General features: G+C 61.9%; 26 protein-coding genes and 1 pseudogene. 15 read left to right on the forward strand and 12 right to left on the reverse strand.

The features are described from left to right. Nucleotides 1–197 precede the first annotated feature (197 nt). Entirely contained in the window at nucleotides 198–833 is a 636-nt protein-coding gene (locus M2394_RS06125) for a response regulator transcription factor (RefSeq protein ID WP_178922872.1), read from the reverse strand. A 181-nt stretch (nucleotides 834–1014) separates the two neighbouring features. Next, nucleotides 1015–1809 carry a response regulator gene (locus M2394_RS06130; protein WP_259171900.1) on the reverse strand — a complete coding sequence of 265 codons (795 nt, stop codon included), beginning with the start codon at nucleotides 1807–1809 and terminating at the stop codon, nucleotides 1015–1017. Between the two features lie 369 nt (nucleotides 1810–2178). Between M2394_RS06130 and M2394_RS06135 the strand changes: the two genes are divergently transcribed. From M2394_RS06135 to M2394_RS06180, 10 genes are all read left to right on the forward strand, one after another. After that, nucleotides 2179–2808, forward strand: coding sequence for a DUF1120 domain-containing protein (locus M2394_RS06135; protein ID WP_178922868.1), 630 nt, complete (start codon nucleotides 2179–2181; stop codon nucleotides 2806–2808). Then, complete coding sequence (locus tag M2394_RS06140; protein ID WP_259171901.1) at nucleotides 2805–3446, forward strand: DUF1120 domain-containing protein; 642 nt, start codon at nucleotides 2805–2807, stop codon at nucleotides 3444–3446. Before M2394_RS06135 ends, M2394_RS06140 begins: the two co-directional genes overlap by 4 nt. Before the next feature lie 39 nt (nucleotides 3447–3485). Beyond that, nucleotides 3486–4100, forward strand: coding sequence for a DUF1120 domain-containing protein (locus M2394_RS06145; protein ID WP_259171902.1), 615 nt, complete (start codon nucleotides 3486–3488; stop codon nucleotides 4098–4100). A 37-nt stretch (nucleotides 4101–4137) separates the two neighbouring features. After that, nucleotides 4138–4758, forward strand: coding sequence for a DUF1120 domain-containing protein (locus M2394_RS06150; RefSeq protein WP_259171903.1), 621 nt, complete (start codon nucleotides 4138–4140; stop codon nucleotides 4756–4758). A gap of 80 nt (nucleotides 4759–4838) precedes the next feature. Further along, on the forward strand, nucleotides 4839–5465 hold the full coding sequence (locus M2394_RS06155) for a DUF1120 domain-containing protein (protein WP_178922859.1): 627 nt from the start codon (nucleotides 4839–4841) through the stop codon (nucleotides 5463–5465). 41 nt (nucleotides 5466–5506) lie between these two features. After that, nucleotides 5507–6217, forward strand: coding sequence for a fimbria/pilus chaperone family protein (locus M2394_RS06160; protein WP_259171904.1), 711 nt, complete (start codon nucleotides 5507–5509; stop codon nucleotides 6215–6217). Nucleotides 6218–6355: 138 nt separating this feature from the next. Then, nucleotides 6356–8791 carry a fimbria/pilus outer membrane usher protein gene (locus tag M2394_RS06165; RefSeq protein WP_259171905.1) on the forward strand — a complete coding sequence of 812 codons (2436 nt, stop codon included), beginning with the start codon at nucleotides 6356–6358 and terminating at the stop codon, nucleotides 8789–8791. Nucleotides 8792–8802: 11 nt separating this feature from the next. Beyond that, nucleotides 8803–9930 (forward strand): DUF1120 domain-containing protein, encoded by a 1128-nt coding sequence (locus tag M2394_RS06170; protein WP_259171906.1) that lies wholly within the window; start codon nucleotides 8803–8805, stop codon nucleotides 9928–9930. A gap of 10 nt (nucleotides 9931–9940) precedes the next feature. Next, nucleotides 9941–10576, forward strand: a complete 636-nt coding sequence (locus M2394_RS06175) for a DUF1120 domain-containing protein (RefSeq protein ID WP_178922851.1) — start codon at nucleotides 9941–9943, stop codon at nucleotides 10574–10576. A gap of 36 nt (nucleotides 10577–10612) precedes the next feature. Continuing rightward, nucleotides 10613–11233 (forward strand): DUF1120 domain-containing protein, encoded by a 621-nt coding sequence (locus M2394_RS06180; protein ID WP_259171908.1) that lies wholly within the window; start codon nucleotides 10613–10615, stop codon nucleotides 11231–11233. Here the strand turns inward: M2394_RS06180 and M2394_RS06185 are convergent. Beyond that, complete coding sequence (locus M2394_RS06185; RefSeq protein ID WP_178922847.1) at nucleotides 11230–12483, reverse strand: CynX/NimT family MFS transporter; 1254 nt, start codon at nucleotides 12481–12483, stop codon at nucleotides 11230–11232. The genes M2394_RS06180 and M2394_RS06185 overlap by 4 nt on opposite strands. Further along, nucleotides 12473–13132: a FadR/GntR family transcriptional regulator gene (locus M2394_RS06190; RefSeq protein WP_178922845.1), complete on the reverse strand. Its 660-nt coding sequence runs from the start codon at nucleotides 13130–13132 to the stop codon at nucleotides 12473–12475. Before M2394_RS06190 ends, M2394_RS06185 begins: the two co-directional genes overlap by 11 nt. A gap of 101 nt (nucleotides 13133–13233) precedes the next feature. On the opposite strand from M2394_RS06190, the pseudogene M2394_RS06195 reads away from it, so the two are divergent. Then, nucleotides 13234–13434, forward strand: a pseudogene (locus M2394_RS06195) (type II toxin-antitoxin system MqsR family toxin); the annotation flags it as partial. Beyond that, a complete protein-coding gene (locus M2394_RS06200) occupies nucleotides 13431–13916 on the forward strand; it encodes a type II toxin-antitoxin system MqsA family antitoxin (protein ID WP_259171910.1) in 486 nt (161 codons plus the stop codon). The pseudogene M2394_RS06195 and the gene M2394_RS06200, both read left to right, overlap by 4 nt. Nucleotides 13917–13976: 60 nt before the next feature. Here M2394_RS06200 and M2394_RS06205 read toward each other — a convergent pair whose 3' ends face one another. The 4 genes from M2394_RS06205 to M2394_RS06220 form a co-directional block, all read right to left on the reverse strand. After that, nucleotides 13977–14741, reverse strand: a complete 765-nt coding sequence (locus M2394_RS06205) for an amino acid ABC transporter ATP-binding protein (protein ID WP_003221897.1) — start codon at nucleotides 14739–14741, stop codon at nucleotides 13977–13979. 10 nt (nucleotides 14742–14751) lie between these two features. Beyond that, the gene (locus M2394_RS06210; RefSeq protein WP_178922838.1) at nucleotides 14752–15849 is read right to left on the reverse strand and encodes an amino acid ABC transporter permease; all 1098 of its coding nucleotides are present in this window, start codon (nucleotides 15847–15849) and stop codon (nucleotides 14752–14754) included. A 10-nt stretch (nucleotides 15850–15859) separates the two neighbouring features. Continuing rightward, entirely contained in the window at nucleotides 15860–17041 is a 1182-nt protein-coding gene (locus M2394_RS06215; protein WP_178922835.1) for an amino acid ABC transporter permease, read from the reverse strand. 72 nt (nucleotides 17042–17113) lie between these two features. Continuing rightward, a complete protein-coding gene (locus M2394_RS06220) occupies nucleotides 17114–18145 on the reverse strand; it encodes an amino acid ABC transporter substrate-binding protein (protein WP_178922834.1) in 1032 nt (343 codons plus the stop codon). A gap of 346 nt (nucleotides 18146–18491) precedes the next feature. Between M2394_RS06220 and M2394_RS06225 the strand changes: the two genes are divergently transcribed. The 3 genes from M2394_RS06225 (at nucleotide 18492) to M2394_RS06235 (ending at nucleotide 22033) form a co-directional block, all read left to right on the forward strand. Then, nucleotides 18492–19148, forward strand: a complete 657-nt coding sequence (locus M2394_RS06225) for an alpha/beta hydrolase (RefSeq protein ID WP_259171911.1) — start codon at nucleotides 18492–18494, stop codon at nucleotides 19146–19148. Between the two features lie 96 nt (nucleotides 19149–19244). Next, nucleotides 19245–20708 carry an ATP-dependent RNA helicase RhlB gene (rhlB, locus tag M2394_RS06230; protein WP_259172024.1) on the forward strand — a complete coding sequence of 488 codons (1464 nt, stop codon included), beginning with the start codon at nucleotides 19245–19247 and terminating at the stop codon, nucleotides 20706–20708. A 185-nt stretch (nucleotides 20709–20893) separates the two neighbouring features. Further along, nucleotides 20894–22033, forward strand: coding sequence for an FAD-binding oxidoreductase (locus M2394_RS06235; protein WP_259171912.1), 1140 nt, complete (start codon nucleotides 20894–20896; stop codon nucleotides 22031–22033). A 46-nt stretch (nucleotides 22034–22079) separates the two neighbouring features. Here M2394_RS06235 and moaE read toward each other — a convergent pair whose 3' ends face one another. The 4 genes from moaE to M2394_RS06255 form a co-directional block, all read right to left on the reverse strand. Continuing rightward, nucleotides 22080–22529 (reverse strand): molybdopterin synthase catalytic subunit MoaE, encoded by a 450-nt coding sequence (moaE, locus tag M2394_RS06240; RefSeq protein WP_259171913.1) that lies wholly within the window; start codon nucleotides 22527–22529, stop codon nucleotides 22080–22082. A 2-nt stretch (nucleotides 22530–22531) separates the two neighbouring features. After that, nucleotides 22532–22774, reverse strand: a complete 243-nt coding sequence (gene moaD / locus M2394_RS06245; protein WP_178922823.1) for a molybdopterin converting factor subunit 1 — start codon at nucleotides 22772–22774, stop codon at nucleotides 22532–22534. Then, complete coding sequence (gene moaC, locus M2394_RS06250) at nucleotides 22771–23244, reverse strand: cyclic pyranopterin monophosphate synthase MoaC (protein WP_178922821.1); 474 nt, start codon at nucleotides 23242–23244, stop codon at nucleotides 22771–22773. The genes moaD and moaC overlap by 4 nt, the downstream gene beginning before the upstream one ends. Nucleotides 23245–23386: 142 nt before the next feature. After that, the gene (locus M2394_RS06255) at nucleotides 23387–24781 is read right to left on the reverse strand and encodes a PhoH family protein (protein ID WP_178922819.1); all 1395 of its coding nucleotides are present in this window, start codon (nucleotides 24779–24781) and stop codon (nucleotides 23387–23389) included. Between the last annotated feature and the right edge of the window lie 143 nt (nucleotides 24782–24924).

The raw sequence follows: 24924 nt of genomic DNA on the forward strand, positions 1-24924 counted from the left end.
ACACCCCTTCGACAGGCATCAATCAGCTAACCGCTCAGGTACCTTTGAAAGTCCCCCTGCCTTATCGACCCCGCCACGCCAACTTTGAGCAACTACAGGCTCGATAAATAGCTGGGCCATACCGTCGCCCTGAAGTTATTCAGGCTCAACAGAGTAAAAGTGCTGTCATCACGCCAAACTTATTTACCAAGCCCCAACTAAGGCACCATCCCGGCATCTCGCGCATAGGTAAACAAATCTACATCGGTTGATATACATAACCGGTGCATTGCCGTGCTCTTCTGTTTGCTGATAGTTGAAATACTGCGATTGACCCGCGCGGCAATCTGGCTGACTGTCATCCCGCTGGCGAGCATGCGCACGACCTCTTGCTCCTTGCCCGACAACTTGGGTGCCTGGGTCGGCTGGGCCAGGCATGCCTGGTCCAACTGCACACGCAGGCACTCACTGACAAACTCACGCCCTTGCACCACAGCGGTCAAGGCCTGGGGCAATTCCCGGGCAGACGCACTCTTGGCGATAATCCCCCGAGCGCCGTGGCTGAAGGCTGCACGCAGGGTCGCGATATTGGCAAACATGGTCACCAGGATCACCGGTACATCGGGGTATTGGCGGTTCAACAGTCCCAGCAAGCCATACCCATCCGCTTGCTGATTACCGGGCATGGCAAAATCAGTCACGATCACGTCGCAGGGTATTCGGCCGACCAACTCCAGGAGTTGGTCAGGCCCGTCGGCCTCCCCCACGACCTTGCACTTGCCACTCGCCTCGATCACCACTTTCTGGCCCACGCGAACAATAGGGTGATCGTCAGCAATAATGATGCGAATCATCGGTTTTTCCATGATGGCAATTTGAGACCGCCAAAATACCGCGATCATGTTTCTGCAACAACCAGAAATAAAACGCTCTTAGTGCGTCAAACCCCACACTTAATAAGGCCCTCACTACTTCCTACATAAATAAGAGAAATTACATAAGGAAAAGTACTACATAGTTAGAGGATATATTCCTTCAAAGTTGAGCCAAGTAGTTCAAATACCATTCCACTTCATGGCGAAACTCATCCAACACCGGCCGGTTCAGTGCCATGCCCGTCAATTGCACACGCTCGATCAGATCCGCAGCGCCGGCCTCCAGGCCGGTTTCCCCCAGGAATGCCACGCTGCCTACCAAGCGATGCAAGCACTGTGCGGCCAGCCTGGCATCCAGGTCGGCCTGGGCATGAACCAGCACCGCCAGGTCTGCATGCGCTTCCTGGATAAGACTGAACAGCATCGGCTCCACCACATCCCAGGAACCGAAGGCATCGATCAGGCTGGCACGATTGGGAAAGCTGCGACGACCGGTTCGGACAGTGCCCACCTCCCTCTCGACGATGCCCGCAGGCTCTGGCGGCAGCCAGCAGCGCAGCACCTCACGCAATTGCGCAAAGCCGATGGGTTTGATCAACCAGCCGTCCATGCCGCAAGCCACGCACTGGCGAATTTCTTCCGGCCCCAGGCTGCCGCTCAAGCCCAGCACGATGGCAGGGGGGCGGCCCGCCGCCTGTTCGCGGCGGCGCAGTTCACGGGTGAGGGTATAGCCATCCATCACCGGCATGCGGCAGTCGCTGATCACCAGGTCGAAATGTTCGGTCGCCAAGGCGTGCAGGGCTTGCTGCCCATCACAACAGCACTGGTAGGCCACCGCGAGTTTTTCAAGCAGTGAGCCAAGCAACAGGCGGTAAGTGCAGTGGTCATCCACCACCAGCACCCGGGCTTCAGGCGCTATTGTCGGCGAACGTCGGTTTGAAAAGTGGCCAGGCATGCTGCCCTCAATGAGAGCGATCAACTCACCCTGACTTTGCGTAATTAAGGACGATCACCTGAACCCGTGCGGGTTGGGTACAAGCAATCAAGACGGGCGCAAAATATCCGAATGCATGCAGGGCGACGATACAAAAACTACGATAAATCAGCCGATCGCCTTCGAAAATCAGGCTTTCTGCTTAAACAACCCCCTTTTGTCATTGCCACCCTGTCATTCGTAATAGTTGCATTTCCGCCTCTCCCGCCCGGCGATAAATTCCTCCCCGCTTTCCCTTAAAGCGACGCGTGCCCACCACAACCATAAAACCCATGGGCAACTTCACCGCGCCGCTCTGCCCCTGATCCGTGCATAGGAATACCGACTGTGATGAAAGACTCTCTCGCCGCCCTGGCCGGAGCCCTGCTGATCGCCCACGCCAGTACGGCGCTGGCCGCTAGCTCCGTGGACCTTTCGGTCAAAGGTGCCATTACCCCGAGCGCTTGTAGGCCTAGCCTGAGCAACGGCGGGCTGGTGGACTACGGCAAGATCTCGACCCAGGACCTGGACCCGACCGAGGTCACCGAACTGCCCAGGACCCTCTTCAAGTTGGCGGTCAATTGCGAAGGTTCGAGCTTGTTCGCGTTGAACGCCCAGGACAATCGATCCTCCATGGCGGGCCCCGCCGCCTCCTTCGTACTGGGGCGGATCAGCCCGACAAACTGGATCGCCACGTATTTCCTGACCATGGAAAACGTGGTCACCGACGACCCCAGCGCCTACCCGATCTACTCCCTGGATAACGGCTCGACCTGGATCTACAACTCCGAACGGCAGGTACCGGCTAATACACTCAGTGCTTTCGGCAATCAGACTTCCGGCACACGCGCCCCCGTCTCCCTGACAGATGTAGCGCTGGACCTGATTGTCCAGCCCTACATTTTTCCAAAAAGCCAGATCCCGGCAGGCGAAACCATTCCCCTGGACGGGTCCGCCACGTTCGAGTTGCGCTACCTATGAAGGCCTCAACGCTGTGCCGTTGCAGCACGTTCGGCCTCGTGCTCAACCTGGCCCCCGCAGCGTTCGCCGCCAGCAACGTCGACCTGGCAGTACGCGGCAACATCACCCCCAGCGCGTGCAAACCGAGCCTGGCCCAAGAGGGTCTAGTCGACTACGGCAAGATCGCCGCCCGCGATCTGAACCGCGAGTCCTTCACCCCGTTGCCGCTCACCCAGCTGCCTGCGGCCGTCAACTGCCAGGCCCCGACCCTGTTTGCCCTGAGGCTCACCGATAACCGTGCCGGCTCCAGCGCGGCCGAGCCCTACGGTTTCGGGCTCGGCCTGATCAACGCCAGCGAGCGGCTCGGTGTGTTCCACACCACCTTGCATACCCCCTTGGCAGAGAACGCGCCCATCACTCAATTGCAGTCATCAGACAACGGCCAAAGCTGGAGCGTGGTTGAAGACAACGTCGCCTTGCCGCCGCTACGACTGGCCGCGTTCGGGGACGCTTCTTCCGGCGTCTGGAGCCCGCTGCCGATCCAAGCGCTGCGTGTGCAAATACGTGTCAGCACGCTGATCGCACCGGCCCAGGGCCTGACCCTGGATCGCGAGGTGCCACTGGACGGCTCAGCCACGCTGGACCTGATTTACCTGTAGTGCCTCACCCTCAACCCTACCTTACAAGGACTTGTGCCCATGGATAGACCCACCCTCGCCTTCCTGCTAGCCGCCCTTGCGCCTGGCGCGTTCGCTGCCAGCAGTACGGACCTGAGCGTCTCCGGGACCATCACCCCCAGAGCCTGCACGTCCGTACTGTCAAACGGTGGCGTGATCGACCACGGCAAGATGACCTCCAAGGACCTGCAACCCAGCTCCCCCACGTTGCTCGATGCGGCCGAGATGCGCTTTGAAGTGCAGTGCGAGGGAGAGACCTTTTTCACCTTGACCACCGTGGATAACCGCGCGGGCACCTCTGCCATCAACCCGAGGCACCACGGCCTGGGCATGACCGCCGAAAAAGAAAAACTGGGCAGCGTGGCGTTCTCGCTGTTCGACCCGGTGGCCGATGACAAACCGGTCAAGGTCATCACCTCAAGCAACGGCGGCGCCAACTGGTCCGCTTCGATCTACCTGGGGCATGAAGCACTGACCTCGTTTGCCGCCCTCGACGGCCCCAACACGCCCATCGCCCTGAAAACCCTGAATGCCCGGCTGCGCGCATTCACCATCATCGTGCCCGCTACCGACCTGACCCTTCTTGATGAGGTGCCACTGGACGGCCAGGCCACGCTGCAACTCAAGTACTTGTGACCCTTTTCCCTCTGCTTGCCTTGAAAGGAGCAACACCATGAAAGCCCTGAATGCCCTGATCGCCACCCTGCTGCTCACCGGGACCGGCACTGCCCTGGCCGCCTCCAGCGTGGACCTGACCGTGCGTGGAATAATCACCCCAAAAGCCTGCGAGCCGGAGCTGTCCGGCGGCGGCAATGTGGAGATCGGCAAGATTTCGGCCAAGGACCTCAATGCCGACAGCCCCACCCGCTTGCCCGACCAGACCGTGCGAATGACCGTCACCTGCGACGCGGCAACACTGGTAGCAATCGAACCCAAGGACAATCGTGCCGGGTCGGCTTCGTTACCCGATGATAGGAACTTTGGCCTGGGACTGGTCAATGGCAGCGAAAAACTCGGTGCCTTCCAGATGTACCTGCAATCGCCGGTCGGAGATGGCACGGAACTGGGGCCCATTTCCTCCAGTGACGGCGGCCTGACCTGGACCCGCTACATGTACCTGACCAACAACGGCATAACCTCCGTGGCCAATACCACCGCCATCGCCCCGGTGCCGGTGCAGTCGCTGGTCACCGATGTGGTCATCATCCCCTACATCGCCCCGGCCAACAGCCTGACCCTGACCGAGGAAGTGCCGATCAACGGTTCGACGACCCTGACCGTCAAATACCTGTAATGGAAAACGGGCGCAGCCTTCCCGGGTTGCGCCCAGCGCCGCACTCACGGATGTCCCTCAACACGGTTCCAACATCGACCATGAACACGCTCTCACGCCGCTTGATGACGCTCGGTCTCTGCCTGACCGCCACCTCCGCCCTGTGTGCCTCGAAGGTCGACGTGACATTGACCGGCAGCGTCACCCCGAGTGCCTGCACGCTGGTCCTGTCGCCCAGCGGCATCGTCGACCATGGGCGGGTGCCGGCCCGCTCGCTCAATCAGTACGAGTTCACCGAACTGCCCCTGCGCACACTGGACATGAACGTCACCTGCAACCAGCCCGTGCTGTTCGTGCTGGTCGGTGTGGATAACCGTGCCGACTCCTCCGTGGGCCCTGGCTTCTATTACGGCTTGGGCAACAACGTCCATGCCCCGGCTGAACGCCTGGGCTCGGTGGCCCTGGCCATTCGCGAAGCGGTGGGCGATGGCCAACGCGCCATTGTGCTGGCCTCCAGCAATCGAGGCCTGACCTGGTTTCCCGAAACCAACGCCTACCCGGACAACTACATGGGCTTTGCGCACCCCGGCACGCTGGTGCCGGACCCGCACAGCGTGCTCACCGCCAAGCTGGAAATCAAAACGTCGATCAACGCCGCCGCCTACCTGACCCTCGACCAAGAGGTGCCGTTGGACGGCTCCATCGTGCTAGACCTGAGGTATCTGTAGTCATGCTCCCCTTCCCTTGCGTTGCCAAAATAATTACACGGGTGTTCAACCTGGTTCGCTATGCCGGCCTCTACCTCGCCGCGCTGGCGCTGACGTTGTGGGGCCCCACCCTTGTGCTCGCCGATGGCATGGTCCCGGACACGTCGGTGGTGATCGTCAACGAGGCCGATGGTGAAGCCTCGGTGTCGGTGACCAACACCGACACCAAGCTCGCCTTGCTGCACGTCACCCTCGAAGACATTCCTGAAGACACGGCGCCGCTGCTGTTTGTCACGCCGCCGCTGACACGGGTCGAGCCGTCCAAGAGCCAGTTGATCCGTTTCATCCTGCAATCGGCCACCCCCCTGACCACCCAGCGCTTGAAACGGGTGATCTTCGAAGGCATGCCCCAAGGCCGCACAGAAGGCCAGGCCGGGCATGCGCGAGTCGGGGTCACCGTGCGCCAGAACCTGCCGGTGATCCTGCATCCCAAGGGGCTCGCACCGAATCGCACGCCCTGGACCGGCTTGGTCTGGAGCCTGAAGAACCAGCAACTGAGTGTGAATAACCCGACGCCCTACGTGGTCCGCCTGGCTCAGGAATTGACCTTGCTGCCCGGCAAAGGCTCGGCCTTGCTGCCGCGCACCTATGTGCTGCCCGGCGAGACCTTGAGCGTGGCCGCCAGCCAAGCCCAGGCCAGCACCGTGCAGATGCAACCGGCCACCGTCTACGGGTTTGCGGTGGCGCCTTACGAAGCACCGATCACCCTTTGATCGCAGCGCCGGCGGGCCCAATGCCGGCGCCCTGATAACGAAGTGGCCTCCCATTGAAGGCCACCAGGAGCTCTCCCGTCGCGAAGGATTGACGCGGGCCTGCCTCCACTTATTCGAGTACGACTTGTGAGCACAGTTATGACTGATCGCGACGGCGAAGCCGTGCCTGGTGTTTCATCACCCCGGGCGCGCAAATGGCTGGCGGGCGTTGCGCTGAGCCTGGGCACCGTGCTGCCAACGGCTGCCGCCCTTGCCGATGAAGGCGCCGGCTCGTTCGACCCGCAAACCTTGGCCCAACGCGGGATTGACCCGCAATTGGCCAACCTGTTGCTGGAAGCCCCGCGCTTCACGGCCGGGCGCCATGCCCTGAACCTCAACGTGAACGGCCAGCGACGTGGGCGGGTCGATGTGGTGTTCAACGGGCAGGGCGTGCTGTGCTTCAACCAGGCCCTGCTGGATGCGGGCCACTTGCGCGTGCCGGCCGACGATGGCGAATGCCATGCTTTTCTCGAGGCCTACCCACAGACCGTGATCGAGCAGGACCCGGCCACCCTCAGCCTGTCGCTGGTCGTGCCCACCGAGGCGCTGCGCCCGACCGTGCGCGATGTGTCCGGCTACCAGACTGGCGGGTTCGCCGGGCTGCTCAACTATGACCTGAGCGGCCTGTACAACGAGTTCGGCGACGACACCAGCCGTTTCGGCTCGGCCAACACCGAGGTCGGTTTCAACGCCGGCGACTGGATCGTGCGCAGTCGCCAGGTACGCACCTGGCAAGACAAGGTGTCGCGCACCACCCACCTGGACGCCTACGCCCAGCGCACCTTTGCCGAACAGCAAGCGGTGTTCCAGGCCGGGCAGATCAACCTCTACAACCCGGTATTGGCCGGCGCACAGATCACCGGGGCCCAGGTGCTCACCGAGACGGCCCTGCAGGACCAGAACCAGGGCGCCACCATCACCGGCATCGCCAACAGCCCGGCCCAGGTGGAGATCCGTCAGAACGGCACGTTGATTCACTCCACCGTGGTGCCAGCGGGGCCGTTCTCCCTCACCGATGTGCGGCGCTTGAACAGCCGCTCCGATGTGGAAGTCACGGTCAAGGAAAGCAGCGGCGAAGAACGTCGCTTCACCGTGCCCGCCGCCATGCTTGGCCTGGGCCTGCCAGCGCCGGGTTACTCGGTGGCGGCGGGGCGCGTGCGCAAGCTCGGTGCCGGTGAAGGGGCCGAGCCCTGGGTGGTCAGCGGCGGCTGGAGCGGTGCATTGCACCCACAGGTCAGCGTGGGCGCCGGTGTGCTGGGCGCCGAGGATTACCGCGCGGCGGGTGCCAGCCTGGCCTGGCTGCCGTGGCAGGACAGTCAGTTCCAGGCCTCATCCCAAGTGGCCCAGGCCACCCGCAACGGTAACGAGCAGGGCGTGCAAACCGATCTGTCGTGGTCCCAACGCCTGAGCGAACGTTGGGCCATCACCACGGCCGGCTCCTGGCGCAGCCTTGGCTACCGCGACCTCGAGGACTCCACCTACACCACCGAAACCCGTGAGCAACGCCGCTCCCGCTATCGCGATCAGCAAAGCGCCACAGCGTCCTGGTCACACCCGATGCTCGGCGCGTTCAGCGCCGGGATTTCACGCTCGTCCTCGTTTACCGGTGAGAGCAGCAGCCGCGCGCTGGCGTCGTGGGGCACCAGCTTTGGGCGTGTATCGGTGTCCGCCAGCGCCGAGTGGCAAGTGGGCGGCCGCCAGCAGAGCGATGACAGTGTGTACCTGAACATCAGCGTGCCCCTGGGCGAGAGCCGCCGCGGTCGTGCCTGGGCGCGCAATGCCGGAGGCGATCACCGCATCGGGGCCGGGGTCAGCGAACAAATCAACGACCAGTTGAGCTACCAGGTAGGCGTTGAACGTGACAGCCGCGACCGTGAGGTGGAGTCATCCATCGGTGTCTCGACGTTGCCGTATTACAGCCAGTTGGACTTCAACTACACCCGCAACAATCAGGAACGCTCCAGCTATCAAGGTGGCGCACGCGGTGGGATGGTGTTGCACAGCGATGGGCTGACGTTTTCGCCCTACCCGGTGCGCGAGACCTTTGCGCTGATGTCGGTAGGCGACATGGCCGGCATCAAGGTCAGCACCCCCAGTGGCCCGGTGTGGACCGACTGGCAAGGCCAGGCCGTGGTGTCGCAGCTCAGCCCTTACGGCCGCAGCCCGGTGGAAGTGCACACCCGCTCGCTGCCGCGCAACGCCGACATCAGCAACGGCCTGGCCGTGCTGTCGGCCGGACGTGGCGCCGTAGACAACGTCAAGTTCGGCGTGGCCCTCACACGCCGCGCGCTGCTGAACGTGACCGACGCCAATGGACAACCCCTGCCTCGTGGCGCCGCCATCAGCACCGCCGACGGCGAGTTCGTGACCCTGGTTCAGGAAGGCAGCCAAGTGTTCCTGCCGGACGTGCTGGACCGTCGCGAACTGTGGGTCAGCGCCCCCGGCCGGCCCCGTTGCCGCCTGGACTTCGACTTGCCCGAACGAGGCGATCCCGAGGTGTATTACGAAACCGCACCGGCGCGGTGCCAACCATGAGGAACTTAACCATGGGCCTGAAACCTGCCTTGTTGTCCGCCAGCCTGTTGCTGGGCGCAAATGCCTGGGGCATGGATGAGTGCCAGTTGAACCTGAGCGAAACCGCCGTGGATTTCGGCCTGGTGAACCGGGCGGTGTCGCCGATAGCCGCAGCCGAGCACCTGTTGGGCGAGCGGCGCCTGAGCCTGACACTGAACTGCCCCACGCCCACTGACTTGAGCCTGTTCTATCGCGGGTTGGCAGCCGGCACCGAGCGCTTCCAATTCACCGGCCGTGGCAGCTACAGCCTGCGGGCCAGCGACGCACTGCTCGACGGCCAACCGGTGGAGTTGGGCCTGGTTCCCGGCAGCGGCCAGCCGCCAGTGAGCAGCGCAACAACCCTGCGCTGGCGTCCTGAACACGGCATCGTGCCGATGCGTGCCGGCGTACCGGTCATCGGGCGCAGCTTGTCGTTGCAACTGGAGGTCAGCGCCTGGGCCCGGCAAGACGCCCTGCGCGTCAGCGATACCGTTACCTGGGACACCAGCGGCGTGGTCGATGCCGTCCACACGGGACGCTCGCGGGAGTTGCGCCTGCAAGCCCGCTTCGCCCCTGCGGCCTGCACCCCTAGCCTGTCCAACGGCGGCACAGTGGCGTTCGGCAAGTTGTCGGTAATGGACCTGAACGCCGACAAAGAGACGGCCCTGTCCCCGCGACCACTGGTGGTCAGCGTGGCCTGCGACGCACCGACCGCGTTCAGCCTGCGCCTGCAGGATAACCGCCAAGGCTCGGCCACCGGTCCGGGAGACGACACGACCTACGGCCTGGGACTCGACGCGCAGCAACAAAAAATCGGCCGCTACCGATTGGTCTTCGACCCTGCGCGCACCACCGCCGACAGTTTCCCAGGGCTTTATCGAACCGACTCCCCCACCGGCACCGCCCCCTGGAGCAGCGCGAGCGCCAACCCGTTGGCGATTGGCGCCAGCCGTTTCCTGGGTTTCAGCACCAGCGCCGGCAACACCAGCGGCCCCGTGCCGATTCAACAACTCAGCACCACCACGAGCCTGGAAGCGGTGATTGCACCACTGGGCACGCTGGACCTGGGCAGCGAAGTGCGCCTCGACGGCGCCGCCACCCTCGAACTCAACTACCTCTAGGAGCCCTCCCATGAAGCACCTTCTGATTGCCTTGGCATTGTCGTCGGGCACCGCTCACGCCGTGTCCACTGTCGACCTGGCTGTCACCGGCCTGATCACGCCCATGGCCTGCACGCCACTGCTGTCCGGCGGCGGGCTGGTCGACTTCGGCAAGATCTCGCGCAATGACCTCAACCTCACCAATGGCACGCGCCTGCCCCACAAGTACCTGACCCTCACCGTCAACTGCAACGCGCCCGGCCGCTTCGCCCTGCGCATGCGCGACAACCGCGACGGCACGGCCCACGTCAACAGCGAGATTTTCTACGGCCTGGGCCTGGACACCAGCGGCAACAAAATCGGCGTTTATTCAGTGAGCTTCGACCCCAGGCAAACCGTGGTCGATGACCTGGCCGTGGTGTACGGCACCGAATCCACCACCGGCGGACTGGCCTGGCGCATGGCCAACCTCAATCCCATCGATGTCGGCTCGCGCAGCCTGCTCGGTTTCACCGACGTGGTCGGCAGCACCGCCGGCCCGTCGGCCATCCAGACGCTGACCAGCACCCTGAAGCTGGAAGCCACGATCAACGCCCGGCAGAACCTGGACCTCAGCGTGGAAACGCCGATGGACGGGTCAGCCACGTTGGAAGTTGTGTACCTGTAATTCGCGTTTTTTCCCCAACCCTGTAGGAGCAACACCATGAGCATCACTCGTAACCTGTTGGTCGCCGCGCTGCTGGCGAGCACCGGCCAGGCTCTCGCGGCCTCCAGTGTCGACCTGAGCGTCCAGGGCAGCATTACGCCCAGCGCCTGCGCGCCGGCACTGAACAATGGCGGCGTGGTCGATTTCGGCAAGCTGTCGGCCAAGGACCTGCGCCCCGACCAGCCGACCTACCTGCCCAGGCAGAACCTGCAAATGACCGTGACCTGCGATGCCTCCACGCTGTTTGCCGTCGCGCTCAAGGACAACCGAGCCGGCTCGGAATCGAACCAGGACTACTACAACTTCGGTCTTGGCTTGATCAATGACACTGAGAAACTGGGCTACTTCACGGTCGCGATGTCGGGGCCTGTTGCGGATGACGTCAACGTCCGCGGCATTGCCTCTTTCGACGGCGGTGTCACCTGGGAGCGCGAAAGTGCTCTGGTGGATGACGGCCTGACCAGCTTCGCCGACATGAACACACTGGCCCCGGTGCCGGTACAACGCCTGGTCACCGACCTGCAAGTGGCCGGTGCCATCGCTCCCTCCCAAGGCCTGACCCTGACCAACGAAGTGCCGCTGGATGGCTCGGTCACCCTGACCGTGCGCTATCTCTAAACCCTCTCGCTGGTCACCCCCACATACAGGGCACGACCGGCCCCCAACCCGGCGATGATCGCGCCCAGCCCGATCACGCCGAACACCCAGCCGGTGGCACCCCAGCCACCGGTCCAGTCATGCAGCACACCCACCGCCAACGGGCCCATGGACGCCAGCGTGTAGCCAATGCCCTGCGCCATGCCTGACAGGTTGGCGGCCACGTGGGAATCCCGCGAGCGCAGCACGATCAGGGTCAGCGCCAGGCTGAACGTACCGCCCTGGCCCAAGCCCAGCAGAATGGCCCAGCCCCACAACCCGTCCAATGGCGCAAACAGGCAGCCAAACAACCCGCCAAGGGTGAGCAGCATCACCACGACGATGGCCAGCCGCTGGTCCTTGCCCCGGGTCGCCAGCCACGGCGCGGTCAGGGCGCTGAGCAGTTGCACGATGATCGAACCGGACAGCAGCAAGCCGGCTTCGGTGGCGCTCAGGCCACGGCTGATCAGGATCGACGGCACCCAGCCGAACACGATGTAGGCCAGGGACGATTGCAGGCCCATGTACAAGGTCACTTGCCAGGCCAGCGGATCGCGCAGCAGCCCTTTGACCTTGTACGCCACTTGATGGGCACCCTGTTTCTGCCCCACCTGTGGCAACCAGAACAACGCCGCGATCAGCGCGGGCACGATCCAGAACCCCAGGCCGATATTCCAGCTGTTACCGAACGCGTGGCTCAACGGCACCGTGGCCCCCGCCGCCAGCGCCGCGCCCAGGCACAGCGCCATGGTGTACACGCCGGTCATGGTGCCCGCCTGTTTGGCGAAATCACGCTTGACGATGCCCGGCAGCAGCACGCCGATGATGCCGATGCTGGCGCCGGCGATCAGGCTGCCGGTGAACAGCCCGGCCTCGCCGAACGAACTGCGCAGGATGATACCGCCGGCCAGCGTCAGCAAAATCCCCAGCACCACCCGCTCGGCGCCAAAACGCCGAGCCAGGATCGGCGCCAGTGGTGCGAACAAACCCAGGCACATCACCGGCAAGGTGGTCAGCAGGCCGGCCTTGGCCGCCGACAAGCCCAGGCTGGCCGATACGTCATTGAGCAACGGTGACAGGCTCGACAACGCCGGGCGCAGGTTCATTGCCACCAGGACCAGCCCCAGGATCAGCAACCATGGGCGGCTCATGGCGGGTGGGGTGTGTTGCACCACTTCGTCGTCGGCTTCGGCGTCGATCAACAGTTCTTCGAGTTTGGTTTCAGGGTTCATTGATCAACTGCCGGCAGAGGGATTTGGCGCGTTCCGGGTCTTGTTTTTCGACGGCTTCGAGCAAGGCGATATGCAGGTCGAACACTGCCTGGCGGCGCGGAGTGATGTTCAAGGTCTGGCGCAACTGGGCGCCGACGATGGCGGAAAAGTACTGGTACAACTCGCTCAGCGCCGGGTTGTGCGCGGCGTCCACCAAGTGTTTGTGGAAGATCAGGTCGGCGCTGATATAGGCCTCCAGATCGCCGTGGTACAGCGCGGCGCTGGCGTCGAGGGCCTCGCGCAACCTTTTGAGGTCTTCGTCGGTGCGGCGCAACGCGGCCAGGCTGATCGCCTCCACTTCCAGAATCTGCCGGGTCTCTTGCGCCTGCTCCAGGGTGCAGTGAGACAACGCGCGCATCGTGCCCAGCGGGTCGGTCATCGAGCGCAGGTAACTGCCGTCACCCTGGCGGATCTCAATCAACCCGGAAAACGCCAGCACACGCATGGCCTCACGCACGGTATTGCGGCTGATGCCCAACTCGGCAGACAGCTCGGGCTCGGTGGGCAGGCGCTCACCAATGGCCCACACGCCTTGGCTGATGCGCAGGCGCAGCTGCTCCAGGGCCTGGTCGACCAGGGAGCGTTTGATCAAGGGGGCGATGTCTGTCATGGGCTTTAAGCTTTCGTCCAATCATAGGATGAATTTTCCTACAGCCTATTCGGAGTTGCCTACAAAGGCAACGCACTGCGGTTCTTAAGCAGGAAAAGGAGCTGAGCCCCGACCATATGCAACAGGTGGTCTGCGCCCTTGAGCGCCGAATGTTGCACAAATCGATGACGACCTATGCAGACCATCGGGTATGGCAGGACGTCTACCTGATCAAGATTTACGGCACGGCGATTTACATCAAGGTCATTGACCGCCCAGGCGGTGGTCCTCCCGTAATCTCCTTCAAGGAGAAAACCCTATGAGACCCCAGCAATGCATGAGCTGCGGAACCCATGACGCAATGCAGCATTTCGAAGGTCGCACCTTCACGATCAACACGCGGGGAATGGTTCGAGATATCCCCGACATTGCAGGCTGGGAATGCGAGGTCTGCCATGAAGTTGAATTCGATCACGACGACAGTGCAGAGTGTTATTGCAAGGCCTCTGATCTGCTGTTGATCGACGCGCGCAAAATCATCGCCGCCGAAATAAAGCGAATCCGCCGCAAACTGCACCTCACACAAAAAGATGCGGTGAGGCTCTTCACCGTCCGCGGGCACCATGCATTTTCACGCTACGAACGGGCTGAAATTTTTCCGTCGGAACCGTTGCTCACGTTAATGCGCCTTCTGGATAAACACCCACACCTGCTGGCTGAAATCGAGGTCCTCAACACGGGGAAAGACTTGAACCAACTGCTCATCGCCAAGGATGCGCAGCTGCTGGCGGCTCAAGCCTCCTGACAAAAACCGCAGGCAAAAATAAACCCGGCACGAGGCCGGGTTTATTTATTCACCCATCGATCAATGCAGAATCTGGCTCAAGAACAACTTGGTCCGGTCATTCTGCGGGTTGTCGAAGAAGTCATTCGGCGCCGCCTGCTCCACGATCTCGCCCTTGTCCATGAAGATCACACGGTTGGCCACGGTGCGGGCAAAGCCCATTTCGTGGGTTACACACAGCATGGTCATGCCGTCTTCGGCCAAGCCGATCATGGTGTCGAGTACTTCCTTCACCATCTCCGGGTCGAGTGCCGAGGTCGGCTCATCGAACAGCATGATTTTCGGTTTCATGCACAGTGCGCGGGCAATCGCCACACGCTGTTGCTGGCCGCCGGACAGCTGCCCTGGAAACTTGTGGGCCTGCTCCGGGATACGCACGCGCTCCAGGTAGTGCATGGCGATTTCCTCGGCCTTGCGCTTGGGCATCTTGCGTACCCACATCGGCGCCAGCGTGCAGTTCTGCAGGATGGTCAGGTGCGGGAACAGGTTGAAGTGCTGGAACACCATGCCGACTTCACGGCGGATCGCTTCGATCTGCTTGAGGTCGTTGGTCAGCTCCACGCCATCGACCACGATGCGGCCTTGCTGGTGCTCTTCCAGACGGTTGAGGCAGCGGATGGTGGTGGACTTGCCCGAACCCGACGGGCCGCACAGCACGATACGCTCGCCCTGCTTGACGTTGAGGTTGATGTCTTTCAACACGTGGAACTGGCCGTACCACTTGTTGACGCCCTGCATCTGGATAATGCCTTCAGGGCCCACAGGCTTTTTGATTGCTTCGCTCATAAAAGAACTCCTAACGCTTGTGGCCTGTGTCGAGCTTGCGTTCCAGATGCATGGAATAGCGCGACATACCAAAACAGAAAATCCAGAACACCAGGGCGGCGAACACATAGCCTTCGGTGGCCATGCCCAGCCATTTCGGGTCGGCAGCGGCTTGCTTGACGCTGTTGAGCAGGTCGAACAAACCGATGATGATCACCAGACTCGTGTCCTTGAACAGCGCAATGAACGTGTTGACGATGCCCGGGATCACCAGCTTCAGGGCTTGCGGCAGAATCACCAGGCCCATGCTGCGCCAGTAACCCAGGCCCATCGCGGCGGCGGCTTCGTACTGCCCCTTGGGAATGGCCTGCAGACCGCCGCGCACCACTTCGGCCACGTAGGCCGACTGGAACAGGATCACGCCGATCAGGGCCCGCAGCAGCTTGTCGAAGTTCATGCCTTCGGGCAGGAACAAGGGCAGCATCACCGAAGACATGAACAGCACCGTGATCAACGGCACGCCGCGCCAGAACTCGATGAAGGTCACGCAGACCACTCGAATCGCCGGCATGTTCGAACGCCGCCCCAGCGCCAGCACGATGCCCAACGGCAAGGCACCGGCGATACCGACGGTGGCGATCACCAGGGTCAGCATCAGGCCGCCCCATTGGCTGGTCGCCACGTTGGTCAGGCCGAACACACCGCCGTGCAACAGGAAGTAGGCAATGATCGGGTACAGCACCAGGAAGCTCAGGCCGTAGATCGCCTTGCGCTGGAAGCGCGAGATGAACAACGGCGCCACGCCGACGATGGCCAGCCACACGGTCAGGTCTACGCGCCAGCGCAAGTCGCCCGGGTAGTAGCCGTACATGAACTGCCCGAAGCGCTGTTGGATAAACACCCAGCAGGCGCCTTCCTTGGTGCAGTCGGCGCGGGTGGTGCCCACCCAGTTGGCGTCGATGATGGCCCAATGCAGGATCGGCGGCACCACCAGGTACACCAGGTAAATCGCCAGTAAGGTCAGCAGGGTGTTGAGCCAGCTGGAGAACAGGTTGGCGCGCATCCATGCCACCGGGCCGAAGACTTTGCTCGGCGGCGGCATATCAGGTTTGAAAGTATGCGTACTCATGGGTGTTTCCTCACCGCTCGATCAGCGCAATGCGCTTGTTGTACCAGTTCATCAGCAGGGAAATGCTGATGCTGATCGCCAGGTACACGCTCATGGTGATGGCAATGACTTCAATGGCCTGGCCGGTCTGGTTGAGTACCGTGCCGGCAAACAGCGAAACCATTTCCGGGTAACCGATACCGGCGGCCAGCGACGAGTTCTTCGCCAGGTTCAGGTATTGGCTGGTCAGCGGCGGAATGATCACCCGCAGGGCCTGCGGGATGATGACCTTGCGCAGCGTCGGCCCAGGGCGCAGGCCCAGGGAGCGCGCGGCTTCGGTCTGGCCGTGGCTGACGGACTTGATGCCCGAACGCACGATCTCGGCGATGAACGCGGCCGTGTAGACGGTCAGCGCCAGGGTCAGTGCCAACAGCTCGGGGATCAGTACCCAGCCGCCGACAAAGTTGAAGCCTTGCAGCTTCGGCATTTCCCAGTGCAGGGGGGCACCGAAGATCAAGGCGCACAACGCCGGGATCACGATGAACAGCGCCAGGCCCGCCCAGAACTTATGGAACGGCACGCCGGTGGCTTCAAAGCGCTTGTTGGCCCAGCGGGCCATGAACACGATGGCCACGATGGCGACCACGATGCTCGCCACGAATGGCCAGAAACCATCAGCGGCCAGTGCTGCCGGCATATTCAGGCCACGGCTGCTGACAAAGAAGGTATCGCCAAAGTTGTGGCTGTTACGCGGCCCTGGCATGGTCAGGAACACCGCGAAATACCAGAACAGGATTTGCAGCAACGGCGGGATGTTGCGGAACACTTCCACATACACCGTCGCCAGCTTGTTGATCATCCAGTTGGGCGACAGGCGTGCCACGCCGACGATGAACCCGAGGATCGTAGCCAGCACCACACCGATCACGGTCACCAGCAAGGTGTTGAGCAAACCGATCACGAACACACGGGCGTAGCTGTCCGACTCGGTGTAGTCGATCAGGTGCTGCGCGATGCCGAAACCGGCACTGCGCTCAAGAAAGTCGAAACCCGAGGTAATGCCCCGGTGTTGCAGGTTGGTCTGGGTGTTGTTGAAGAGGTACCAGCCCAGCGAGACCACCGCCACAATCGTGATGATCTGGAAGAGCCACGCACGCACTTTGGGATCGCTGAAGCTGAGCTTCTGCTTTGGTGCGCCGATTTGATTTTGCATGAAGTGCCCCGGAAAGAATGGAACAGAACATCACCCGGCGGTTGGCCCACCGGGTGACAGAACCATCAGCGATCAGCGCACAGGTGGTGCGTATTGAATGCCGCCGTTGTTCCACAGCGCGTTCAGGCCACGGTCGATTTCCAGCGGGGTGCTCTTGCCGAGGTTTTTCTCGAAGACTTCGCCGTAGTTACCGACTTGCTTGACGATCTGTACAACCCAATCCTTTTTCAGTTTCAGGTCTTTGCCGTATTCGCCGTCAGCACCGAGCAGACGCGCAACGTCCGGGTTCTTGGTGGACTTGGCTTCAGCTTCAACGTTTTTCGAGGTGATGCCGGCTTCTTCAGCGTTGAGCATGGCGTAGCCAACCCAGCGCACGATGGCCAGCCACTCGTCGTCGCCGTTACGTACGACTGGGCCCAGTGGTTCTTTGGAAATGGTTTCCGGCAGAACCGAGTAGTCCTTCGGCGAAGCCAGCTTGCTGCGCTGTGCGAACAGCTGCGACTTGTCGGAGGTCAGCACGTCGCAACGACCGGATTCCAGCGACTTGGCGCTTTCATCGGAGGTGTCGAAGGTGATCGGGGTGTATTTGAGGTTGTTGGCGCGGAAGTAGTCGGAAACGTTCAGCTCCGTGGTGGTACCGGCCTGGATGCAGATGGTTGCACCGTCCAGTTCCTTGGCACTTTTCACGCCCAGCTTGTTGTTCACCAGGAAGCCAACACCGTCGTAGTAGGTGATGAAGCCTGGGAATTTCAGGCCCATGCCCGCATCGCGGGAGCTGGTCATGGTGGTGTTACGCGACAGGATGTCGACTTCGCCTGACTGAAGCGCGGTGAAACGCTCCTTGGCATTCAACTGGCTGAATTTGACCTTGGTAGCGTCGCCGAAAACGGCAGCGGCTACAGCGCGGCATACGTCAGCGTCGATCCCCAGGATCTTGCCGCTGGCATCCGGTACCGAGAAACCCGGCAGGCCGTCACTCACGCCACATTGCACAAAGCCTTTCTTCTGCACGGCGTCCAGGGTGGCGCCGGCTTGGGCGAAACCACTAACACCCAGCACGGCCGCCGCACACACGATGGCCAGGGTGGATTTCAATACCTTCATTCAAACCTCCAGTTTTGCTCTTGTTGTGTCGGAGCTAGAACCCCAGCGCACCCTTATGAGGCGATATCGACCCGTGTTGGCTTTTTTTAGGTCGAGCGGCGTGAGGTTTTCGCAATAATTCCAGTTGCTATCCCACAAGCGGCAGTCACTGATAGTGTTACCGTCCTGGGTTAGTTCTGACATCGACCTACACATAGCAAGGCCCGTACCAGAGTGCCGGCTGAGTCGTTTCAGCCCATGGTCAATAGAAAAAGATTCAACCTTGCGACATTCTCTTAACAGATCAACCCGTCGCGCACCGTTCCGACGCACTCAATCGGCGCGCACGCACATATATGGAGCAGACATGACCGAACCCTTGATTCTTCAGCCCGCCAAGCCCGCAGACGCCTGCGTTATCTGGTTGCATGGCCTGGGTGCCGATCGCTACGACTTCCTGCCGGTGGCCGAAGCCCTGCAGGAAACATTGCTGACTACCCGCTTCGTTTTGCCCCAGGCGCCGACCCGTCCTGTCACCATCAACGGCGGTTACGAGATGCCCAGCTGGTACGACATCAAGGCCATGAGCCCGGCCCGCTCCATCAGCCTGGAAGAGCTGGAGGTGTCGGCGAAGACGGTCACGGATCTGATCGAAGCGCAGAAGAGGACCGGAATAGACGCTTCGCGAATTTTCCTCGCCGGTTTTTCCCAAGGTGGCGCCGTGGTCTACCACACCGCATTCCTGAATTGGGAAGGCCCGTTGGGTGGCGTGATCGCCCTCTCCACCTACGCCCCCACCTTCGGTGACGAGCTGGAGTTGTCCGCCAGCCAGCAACGCATTCCCACCCTGTGCCTCCACGGCCAATATGACGAGGTGGTCCAGAACGCCATGGGGCGCAGCGCCTACGAGCATTTGAAGAGCCGTGGTGTCACCGTGACATGGCAGGAATACCCAATGGGCCACGAAGTGTTACCCGAAGAGATACGCGACATAGGTGCCTGGTTGACCGCTCGCCTGGGCTGAAAACCACACATTATGTAGCCACATGACAGACACACTACGCCGCGCCCGATTCTTGCATTACACTGGCCGGCGTACATTCCTTAACCAATTAATGAGATCACCGTGCTCGAAGCACTCAAGAAGATGTTCGGCAAAAGCGAGGCCGAGCCGCTCGCGCCTGTTCCCACTGCCCCTGCCCCGACTGCTGGCAGCCGCAATGACGGTAAACAGCCCGATCGGACTGCACCTGTCGCTCAGCCTGAAACGCCTACGGTGACACCGCCTGAGCAGGCAAAACCGGCTGAAGCCGCGCCGCCAGCGCCTAAGCCACGCCGTGAACGTGCGCCCAAACCACCGGTCAAGCCGTGGAAACTCGAAGACTTTGTCGTCGAACCCCAGGAAGGCAAGACCCGCTTCCATGATTTCAAACTCGCCCCGGAACTGATGCACGCCATCCAGGACCTGGGCTTCCCGTACTGCACGCCGATCCAGGCGCAGGTGCTGGGCTTCACCCTCGCCGGCAAAGACGCCATCGGCCGCGCCCAGACCGGCACCGGCAAGACCGCCGCGTTCCTGATCTCGATCATCACCCAGCTGCTGCAGACGCCGCCGCCGAAAGAGCGCTACATGGGTGAGCCCCGCGCGCTGATCATCGCCCCGACCCGGGAGCTGGTGGTGCAGATCGCCAAGGACGCCGCCGACCTGACCAAGTACACCGGCCTCAACGTCATGACGTTCGTGGGCGGCATGGACTTCGACAAGCAGCTCAAGCACCTCGAAGCGCGCCATTGCGACATCCTGGTCGCCACCCCCGGCCGCCTGCTCGACTTCAACCAGCGCGGCGACGTGCACCTGGACATGGTCGAAGTGATGGTGCTGGACGAAGCTGACCGCATGCTCGACATGGGCTTCATCCCACAAGTGCGTCAGATCATTCGCCAAACCCCGCCAAAATCCGAGCGCCAGACCCTGCTGTTCTCCGCCACCTTCACCGATGACGTGATGAACCTGGCCAAGCAGTGGACCACTGACCCGTCCATCGTCGAGATCGAAGCGGAAAACGTGGCCAGCGAAAACGTCGAGCAACACATCTACGCCGTGGCCGGCGCCGACAAATACAAGCTGCTCTACAACCTGGTCAACGACAACGGTTGGGAGCGCGTGATGGTATTCGCCAACCGCAAGGACGAAGTGCGCCGCATCGAAGAGCGCCTGGTGCGCGACGGCGTCAACGCAGCGCAACTGTCTGGCGACGTGCCGCAGCACAAGCGCATCAAGACCCTGGAAGGCTTCCGCGAAGGCAAGATCCGCGTGCTGGTGGCCACCGATGTGGCGGGCCGCGGGATTCACATCGACGGCATCAGCCACGTGATCAACTTCACCCTGCCGGAAGTGCCGGATGATTACGTGCACCGCATTGGCCGTACCGGTCGTGCGGGCGCTGCGGGTGTGTCGATCAGTTTTGCCGGGGAAGATGACTCGTACCAGTTGCCATCGATCGAGGCGCTGTTGGGCCGCAAGATCAGCTGCGAAACGCCGCCGACGCATCTGTTGCGTCCTGTCGAGCGCAAACGCCCATAAGCTGGAAAGCGGTAAACCTGTAGGAGCTGGCTTGCCTGCGATGAGGGCCCTAAGATCGCCGCTGGCCTTGAGGTAGCTATCGCCGGCAAGCCGGCGCCTACAGTGGATCGGGTTCCTGCTTTGGAATGCAGCCAGCTTCCAGAGTTGTTTGGCGGTGCTTTCAAGTGAGGATTCCAGGAGGAGCCATGAACCACGCCGACTACCTCATCATCGGCGGCGGCATTGCCGGTGCCTCAACCGGCTACTGGCTGTCGCAACACGCCCGCGTCATCGTGCTGGAACGCGAGTCGATGCCGGGCTACCACTCCACCGGCCGCTCCGCCGCGCTCTACATTGCCGCCTACGGCACACCGCAGGTACGCGCCCTGACCCTGGGCAGCCGCGCCTTCTTCGACCATCCACCTGCCGGGTTCACCGAGCATCCCTTGCTGACACCGCGTGGCGAAATCATCGTCGACCTGGTCGGTGATGCCGAGGAACTGCAGCGCCAGTACCAGAGCGCCAAGGCACTGGTGCCCGCCACCCGCCTGCTGGACGCCGATGACGCGTTGGAGATGATGCCGATCCTGCGCCCGGAAAAAGTACAGGGCGCGATCTACGACCCGACCGTCTGCGATATCGACACCGACGCGCTGTACCAAGGCTACCTGCGCGGTATTCGGCGCAATGGCGGGGAGATCCACACCAACAGCGAAGTACAGCAGCTGCACCGCGACACCCAGGGTTGCTGGCAGGTACACACCGCTCATCAAGTATTCACCGCGCCGGTGGTGATCAACGCCGCCGGCGCGTGGGCCGACCAGATCGGCGCCTTGGCCGGTGCACGCCCGATTGGCCTGCAACCCAAGCGCCGCAGCGCGTTTACCTTCGCCCCGCCTGGCGATGTGGATATCCATGCCTGGCCCGAACTGGCGGCGTTGGACGGTTCGTTCTACATGAAGCCGGATGCCGGCATGTTTCTGGGCTCACCCGCCAACGCCGACCCGGTAGAACCCCACGACGTGCAGCCCGAAGAACTGGACATTGCCATGGGCATCTACTACATCGAAGAAGCCACCACCTTGACCATCCGCCGCCCGACCCGCACGTGGGCGGGGCTGCGCAGTTTTGTCAGTGACGGCGACCTGGTGTGCGGGTTTGATCCGCAGCGGGAGGGGTTCTTCTGGGTGGCCGCCCAAGGCGGTTACGGCATCCAGACCTCGCCAGCCATGGGCCAGGCCAGCGCGGCGCTGGCGCGAGGGGAGCCGTTGCCCGAAGCGCTTATCGGCATGGGACTGACTGAGGCGATGCTTTCCCCCGGCAGATTGACTCGCCACGCTCTCTAAAACGCGGCAGATCCAAATGTGGGAGCTCACCGGCGTGACTAGGTGATTATTTCCAGCGATCTGCCGCCGCGTGATCGCTGCTGCGCCCTTCTACCCAGCGCGGGCCTGCGCTGGTGTTTTCTTTTTTCCAGAACGGCGCCCGGGTTTTCAAGTAGTCCATCACAAATGCACAGGCATCAAACGCCGCCTGGCGATGGGCGCTGGCGGCGGCGACGAAGACGATAGGCTCGCCCGGCTCCAGGGCACCGATGCGGTGCAGCACTTCCAGCTTGAGCAACGGCCAGCGCTGCTCGGCCTCCACGGCGATCTTGGCCAGGGCTTTCTCGGTCATGCCGGGGTAATGTTCCAGGAACATCCCCGCCACATCGAGGCCGTCGTTGAAATCGCGCACATAGCCCACAAAGCTCACCACCGCGCCCACGCCGACATTGGCTGCGTGCATCGCGTTGACTTCGGCACCCGGATCGAACGCCTGGGGCTGCACACGAATGGCCATGGTCAGCCCCCGGTCACGGGCGGGAAGAACGCCACTTCATCACCGGCTTGCACCGGCTCATCGAGGCTGCACAATTCTTCGTTGCGCGCGCACATCAGGCTGGTTTCGTTGAGCACCGCAAACTCAGGGTCGCTCGCCAGGGCCTGCCGCACCGCATCGACGGTGGCGAAATCGCCTTCCATTTCCAGTGAGTCAAAGCCCACTGCTTCGGCGTAACGTGCGAAAAACAATACGTTGATGCTCATGCCTGGTCCGCCTTGAAGTGTCCGCTCTTGCCGCCGAGCTTTTCCAGCAGGCGAATGTTTTCAATGGTCATGCCGCGGTCCACCGCCTTGCACATGTCATAGAGGGTCAGGGCGGCGACGCTGGCAGCCGTGAGGGCCTCCATCTCCACGCCGGTCTGACCGGAGAGCTTGCAGCGCGCCAGGATGTGCACTGCATCGACGCCATCGGCACTGAGTTCCACCTTGACGCCCGTCAGCATCAGCGGGTGGCACAGGGGGATCAGGTCGCTGGTTTTTTTCGCTGCCTGGATCCCGGCAATGCGGGCCACGGCGAACACGTCGCCCTTGGGGTGGGCGCCGTCGACAATCATTTTCAGGGTCTCGGGCAACATGCGCACCCGCGCTTCGGCCACCGCTTCACGGAACGTCACGGCTTTGTCGGTGACGTCGACCATGTGGGCGCGACCTTGGGAATCGAGATGAGTCAGCACAGGGATACTCCTGATCAGGAGCAGCGATTGTAAACCCGTGGGTCAGTTTTGCGCAGCGCTGATTGTGTAGGAGCCGGCTTGCCGGCGATGGCGTCCTCAAGGGCCCCATCGCCGGCAAGCCGGCTCCTACAGTGGGTAGTGGTTACAGGTGAGATTCGGCGTATTCAGCCAGAATCGAACGAGGAACCCCTTGCAGCGCAATGTGTACGCCGTTCGGGAAGTCTTTGAAGCGTTCCGTCAGGTAGGTCAGCCCGGAGCTGGTCGCGGACAGGTAAGGGGTGTCGATCTGTGCCAGGTTGCCCAGGCACACCACTTTGGAACCGGCGCCGGCACGGGTAATGATGGTTTTCATCTGGTGCGGCGTAAGGTTCTGGCATTCATCGATCAAAATCAGGCTTTGCTGGAAGCTACGACCTCGGATGTAGTTGAGGGATTTGAACTGCAACGGCACTTTGCTGAGGATGTAGTCGACGCTGCCATGGGTGTTTTCGTCATCCATGTGCAAGGCTTCGAGGTTGTCGGTGATCGCCCCCAGCCACGGCTCCATTTTTTCCGCCTCGGTGCCGGGCAGGAAGCCGATTTCCTGGTCCAGGCCCTGAACGCTGCGGGTGGCGATGATGCGGCGATAGCGCTTGGTCACCATGGTCTGCTCGATGGCGGCAGCCAGGGCAAGAATGGTTTTACCGGAACCGGCCGCACCGGTCAGGTTGACCAGGTGGATGTCCGGATCGAGCAGCGCATACAGCGCCAGGCTCTGGTAGATATCACGCGGTTTCAGGCCCCAGGCTTCCTGGTGCAACAGGGGTTCCTGATGCAGGTCGAGAATGAGCAGCTTGTCGACCTGGATCTCTTTGATCCAGCCCACGAAGCCCTGTTCGTCGACGATGAATTCATTGATATGCACGGCCGGCAGGTTGTCGATCAGTTGCACCTGGTGCCAGGTGCGGCCATGGCCCTGGCGGGTTTCGACCTTGCTGACGCGGTCCCAGAACGAGCCGGTCATCATGTGATAACCCCGGGAAAGCATCGACACGTCGTCGACCAGTTGGTCGGTGCTGTAGTCCTCGGCAGCGATCCCACACGCTCGTGCCTTGAGGCGCATATTGATGTCTTTGGTCACCAGCACCACGCGCAGGTCCTTGTCGCGAGCGTGCAGGTCGATCAATTGGTTGATGATTTTGTTGTCGTTCAGGTTTTCCGGCAGCAGGCTGTTGGGCTCGCTGCGCTTGCTCATCAGAATCGACAGCAAGCCCTTGGGCCCGCCTTTGCCACGCTGGATCGGCACACCGACTTCAACGTCTTCGGGTGAGGCTTCACCCAAGGTTTTATCGATCAGGCGAATGGCCTGGCGGCATTCGGCGGCCACGCTGTGGTGTCCGCTTTTGAGTTTGTCGAGCTCCTCAAGCACGATCATCGGGATGGCGACGTGGTGTTCTTCGAAGTTAAGCAGCGCGTTTGGATCGTGGATCAGTACGTTGGTATCAAGCACATAAAGGATTGGCTGGTCGGAAGAAGGGTTACGTCCATGATCATCCATACTCGGTCACCTTTGTGGGAGCCATTCGACGCAATACCTGGGCGGTGCTGCGCCTCGATTCGACCACCGACTGCACCTTAAGTGACGTCAAGTGCAGTGCCCACATGAGGAGTCTTGGAAGACGCCACCTGTGTTGCAGGTTT

Source organism: Pseudomonas sp. BIGb0164, from assembly GCF_024810135.1.
In the GTDB taxonomy this organism is placed as follows: Bacteria; Pseudomonadota; Gammaproteobacteria; order Pseudomonadales; family Pseudomonadaceae; genus Aquipseudomonas.